The sequence below is a fragment of the Ohtaekwangia sp. genome (assembly GCF_036568665.1).
Lineage (GTDB): Bacteria > Bacteroidota > Bacteroidia > Cytophagales > Cyclobacteriaceae > Ohtaekwangia.
The window spans coordinates 1-5829 of record NZ_DATCSD010000264.1; the positions used below are offsets into that span (position 1 = coordinate 1).

At 47.3% G+C, this 5829-nt stretch carries 3 protein-coding genes; all 3 read right to left on the bottom strand.

Annotated features, from left to right (window positions below; all coding sequences use genetic code 11):
• Positions 1 to 158: 158 nt before the first annotated feature.
• Positions 159 to 1373: a glycoside hydrolase family 71/99-like protein gene (locus VIN08_RS14600; protein WP_331966520.1), complete on the bottom strand. Its 1215-nt coding sequence runs from the start codon at positions 1371 to 1373 to the stop codon at positions 159 to 161.
• 8 nt (positions 1374 to 1381) lie between these two features.
• Positions 1382 to 2923 (bottom strand): RagB/SusD family nutrient uptake outer membrane protein, encoded by a 1542-nt coding sequence (locus tag VIN08_RS14605; RefSeq protein ID WP_331966523.1) that lies wholly within the window; start codon positions 2921 to 2923, stop codon positions 1382 to 1384.
• Between the two features lie 20 nt (positions 2924 to 2943).
• Positions 2944 to 5829: TonB-dependent receptor (locus VIN08_RS14610; protein WP_331966525.1), on the bottom strand; the 2886-nt coding region annotated here is incomplete at its 5' end.

Below are 5829 nucleotides of genomic sequence, written 5' to 3' on the forward strand. Positions count from 1 at the left end.
GGTTCGTCATTGCTATCGCTACACGAAATAATAGCAACCGATGTGATGAGCAGCAACAGGCGCTGCCAGGTAAATAACTTTTTCATACGATCAGTTTTTGTTAAGAGTTCTGGTTTGTTGTTTGGTTATCGAGTATATATAGTGGCTATACTTGTTCACTATGGAAGCTGCGACAGTATATCTTTCGCCTGGTCCGGCTCGAGTGCTGCCAGGTGATCAAATACTTTCTTCAGTGTTTCCATTGCCGTAGCATCGCCTTTATATTTTACTTTCTTTTGGTAATAGGTATAGATCAGTTCAAGTTCATCCTGCCCATAGGACACGCCCGCGAATTGCTGAATCATCTTCAAGCAATCAAATCCATCTTCGAGTGTTGGTTCGATTACGGTGCCTTCTCCGAAATCATTCCACGTTACCAATTGCAGGTATTGCAGATTTTTATCTTTCGCTTTATTGAGTGTGGTCTTCAGCGTTTCGCCATTGTTATAGCCTACATAACCGTAGCTGGTGCCCGTGCCGCCTTCTTCGTAGAAATCATGAAAGCGCGGAAAGGCAGAACCCATCATGACATCTACGCCTGTACGATTATAGAACGATGTGAGATCAGCAAACCCTTCCTTGAAATCTACCCAGGCATATTCGCCACCAGTGTTATTGCCGGTATAGCCGGCGTGCCACCACAGCGGCAGTAATTTTGGTTTTGTCTTGAGTGACTCAAAGAGCTGCGTCCACTGTGATGCCTGCTTGAAGTAGCGCGGGCCGAACGTCATCAGCAGCGGAACTTTATTGATGAGTATATATTCGGGTTTGGAAAAATAATTCTCCTGCAGATAGGCCATGTCTGCCTGGCCCGCTTCCATACCGGTCTTGCTGGTTTGGTCTTCTACACTCTGTGCGGTATAGTCTTCATATACAACAGCAAACTGCAATCCGATATCATCTGTTTTATCGATCAGGGCATTGGAGCCTTGCAGGTTTACCTTGTAGTCATATATAGCGTGCGATCCATACCAATCAATCAGTACGCCATCTATACCGGCATACTTCATCAGCAGTAAATGATACTCAATCACATCCGGATCCTGTGAATCATACGGACCGATTAACGGATAATAGTGTGATGCAATCTGTCGCTTGCCGGTGTCGTCCACTATATCCGGATTCTTGTTGGTCATCCGCCAGTGACTTCCCCAATAGCCGGAGAATGATTTACTTTGAAACCACGGCATATAGTGCATATATAGCTTCATCGGGTTGGTTTTGGTTACGGCCTTCACCGTTGTATCGGGCGATGGATCATCGGAACCACAACCGGCTATCAATCCGATCGCCAGCAACAAGAGTATAATTCTGTTCTCCAGTTTCATTTGCATATTCTTTATCAATACCCGGTGCTCGGAATTATACTGGTGTTGTTGTCTACTTCCTGTAAAGGTATCGGGTAGTAATAATCTTTCGGTTGATATACGATCGTGCCCTGCGTTACATTCTTTACGTTATACTTCAGCACTTCTTCTTCTACAATGCCCCAGCGCACAATGTCATACCAGCGGTGACCTTCCGCGAAGAGTTCGCGAAAACGTTCTTCCCGAATAGCATCGCGAAGTTGTGTGCCTGCTATATTTTTAAAGTCCACGGCATCTACCGGTGTGTTGGGATCATAGCCGTACGCTCTGCGCCTTACCTTGTTGGTATATTCAAGTGCTATAGCATCGCTGCCTTTGTTGTTCATCACCTCGGCATACATCAGGTATACATCGGCCAGACGCATTATCAGATAATTGATGCCGCTGTTGCGATTGGTAGAATATACCGAGTAATCTTTCGGCACATATTTCTTGAAGCTGTGGCCGGTATAATTAAATTCACTCTTGCCGGCAGGCGTCATGTTGCCATCTACATCCGCTACGAGATCTTCAGGGGCGTAGGTAGCAATCTTCAGGCGCGGGTCATTGCCAAAGCGATCTATATTTACTCCGTGCGGTGTGCAATTACTCCATCCGCGACCGGGAGGCGCCAATACCAATGCTATACCGGAGCCAAGTCCGTTCTCCCATATATTCTGCTGCATGTCGATGGTATAGTTCAACTCCCAAAGCGATTCTTCGCTAAATTCATCTTTCCCCTGAAACAGATCTTCATAGCGACTGAAGGGCACGAGTGCATACGAGCCATTGCCGATCACTTCTTCAAAGTATAGCTTCGCCTTATCGTTATCGCCCATGTATAGATATACCTGCCCGAGAAATCCTTTCACGGCATACTTCGATACGCGCGCAATGTTGTTGGCATCCCAGGTTACAGGCAGCACTGCTTCCGCTGCTTCAAAATCTTTAATAATCTGGGTATATACCTGTCCTACGCTTGCGCGGGGTTTCATCATTTCACTTTTGGTAGAGGCCACTTTCAGAATCAACGGTACGGCCAGGCGCGTACTGTCGTTTGCATACGAATCTTCACCCCACAAACGCACCAGGTGGAAATATGCAAAGCCACGAAGAAAATGTGCCTGTGCTACAATCTTACTCAGTTGATCAGCTTCGGCCGGAGTTTTGGCTTCATACTTCGGTGCATTCTCGAGTATGTCATTGGCACGCGCCACTATACGATACCATCCGCGCCAGGCTATATATACATTGGCATCTGCCGATGTTACTTCGTTCCGGTTCTGCGCGTTCCAGTAATCTGACTCATGTGGCAATGCAAGCAGCGTTTGTACATAAAATGTTTGCCCGAAGAGGTCGAGGTTCTTCACAGCATCGTACGTGCCGTTCAGGGCCAGGTCAAAGCTCTCGATCTTCTCATAGAAGTTATCGGAGTTGAGTTCGTTCTGGTTGGTGATATCGAGGAAACTATCGGAACAGCTATAGCAGAGTATAGCTATAAGGTATAGCAGGATGAATCTCGTTATATACCGTATCATACTAATTTCTTTTGTCTTCATTAAAATTGTACCTCCAATCCTCCGCCATACGTGCGCACTTGCGGATAGTATCCATAGTCAACACCGCGACCGGTATTCGAGCCTGCTATTTCCGGATCGAAGCCGGAATATTTGGTAATGGTCAGCAGGTTGTTGGCATTCATATATACTCTTACTTTGTTGAGCTTCCATCGCTGCAGAAACTGGCGTGGAACGGTAAAGCCCACCTGTACATTGCGAAGTTTGAGATACGATCCGTCTTCTACAAAGTATGATGATGGCTTACCAAAATTCCCGTTGGGATCGCTGGCAATGTTGCGCGGATTGTTAGTGTGGTGCTCGGGCGTCCACGCATCGTAAATCAGCGTTGTTGTATTGTTGTCTCCAAAGAAATTGCGGGTATAGGCTTTGTTAGCATTGAATATATCTACACCCCGCACACCCTGGAATTGCAGCGCCAGATCAAACATCCCTTTATATACTGCGTTGATGTTAAGCGCATAAGTCATCTTGGGCCACGGATTGCCGAGGAATACACGATCGTACTGTGCTGTAATTTTACCATCGGGCTTACCGTTGGGACCGCTGATATCTTTATACATGAAATCGCCCGGTGCTGTGCCCGCTTCCTGGTATATACCATCTTTGCTATAGGTGTTGATGGCGTATACATCGGATGATGAGTTGAGCATCTGCTGCACTACATAACCATAGAAGCTGGATATAGGCTGGCCTGCCTGCGTGCGCGTCATGCCACCGATCTGTCCTCCGCCACTGCCACCGGTTATATACTCACTGCCACGAAGCGACTTCATCCGGTTCTTTACGAATGATACATTGCCTCCTATATTCAGTGAGAAGTCTCCGATGTTGGCGGCATAGCCCAGGTCTATATCTATACCGGTGTTGCGCATGGTACCGATGTTGATCTCCGGATTTACCGGGTCGAAGTTATGCGTAGCAATGCCCACCGAAGCAGGAATCGCTACAGCATACAACAGGTCTTTGGTATCTTTTATATAATAATCCACACTGATGGAGACTTTATTTTCAAAAGCTTTCAGGTCGATCGCGATGTTGTTCATGTGTACTTCTTCCCACTTTACATCTTCGTTGGGGAACTTGCTGATATAGAATCCGGACACTTTATTCTTACCGGTCACGTCAAACGAATATGTAGAGAACTGCGAAGTATAGGTCTTCAGGTATATATAGTTTCCGATGTTGTCGGAACCGAGTTTACCCATGCTGGCGCGGATCTTCAGGTTAGTAATGAACGGAACATTGCGAAAGAAATTCTCCTGTGAAATACGCCAGCCCACCGAGAACGAAGGGAACACACCCCAGATGTTGGAAGGCCCGAATTTGGGTGCCGATGCATCTCTGCGAATGTTTGCTTCGAAGAGATACTTCTCATCATAATTATAGTTGAAGCGACCGAACTGCGACAGCATGCGGCTCTGGTATATATTGAATTTATCGGTAGTGCTGATAGCACCGGTAGCGAGGTTGAAGCTCCACGCAACGTCCATCGGGAAATCATTTCCTACGAGATTGAAATGTTTGGAATCGAACTTCGAAGCTTCGTAGCCTCCCATGATCTTGAAGTTATGGCGGTTGAACTCGCGGGTATAGGTAGCCACTACGTTGCCAATAATGGTTTGATCGTTAGAGCTGCTATAGGTTAAAGCGTTGATGGGGTTGGCAAAGGCACCGTAGTTGAAGGCTTCATCAAACTTCTCTCCGAAATACGAGAGGTAATTCAGCCCCACCGTACCGCGCACCTGCAAGCCTGGCAATGGCCGCGCTTCGAGGTATACATTTCCATCGAGGCGGCTATAGGTTCTTGTTTCATGCTGCTGGTATTGTGACGCCACCGGGTTGGGTCCCTGAAAATATACCGGTGCCCTGCCCCACCCGCCATACGGATTGGAGGGATCATATATAGGCATGATGGGTATAGAACGATACGGTATACCACCCGCGTAATTTTCATTGAAGTTGCTGATGGGATTTTCACTTACGCGCGAGAGCAGTATACTCTCTCCGAGGGTAAGCCACCTGGCAAGCTTCACATCCGAATTAACACGGACACTATAGCGCTTGAAGGAATTATCGATGAGTATACCTTTCTCGTTATCGTGGCCGAAGGATATATAGTATTTGAATTTATCATCTCCTTTGGAAACCGACAGATCGTAGGTTTGCAGTACACCGCTGCCCGCATAGTATGCGTTGATCCAATCGGTATCATACTGATAATTATCCCACGATGGCTCGGGGTTCTGCCCGGCATTTTCGCGACCTTGTTTTTTATACTTTACAAAGTCTGCGCTGTTCAGCAATGTGGGGAGGTTGATCGCGTGGCGCTTGCTCAATGAACTTTTGAATGTTACTTGCAGAGCCGATCCTTTACCGCGCTTGGTGGTTACGTTGATCACCCCATGCGCTGCCTTCGCACCATAGATCGCTGCCGAAGAAGCATCTTTCAATATCTCGATCGTTTCTACATCATCCAGGTCAAACTGGTTGCCGGGATCCATGCGCACACCGTCTACAATCCAGAGCGGATCGGTATTGGAAATAGAACCTACACCGCGAATATGTATAGTAGGTTTATCACCGGGTGCACCGCCATTGCGTGCTACCGTTACGCCTGCGGCCATGCCTTGCAACGCCTGGTCCAGACGCAGCTGCGACTTATTTTCCATCAGTGCGGCATCTACGGAAGATACAGCGCCCAGTACATTGGATCGCTTCTGTTCGCCATAACCTACCACGACTACTTCTTCCAGACCGATCAGGTCTTCGGTAAGCGAAACATTGATAATTACCTGGTTGCCTACAGCAACATCTTCGCGTATAAAACCGATCGCAGTAAAGATCAGCACTGCTGTGTCGGATAC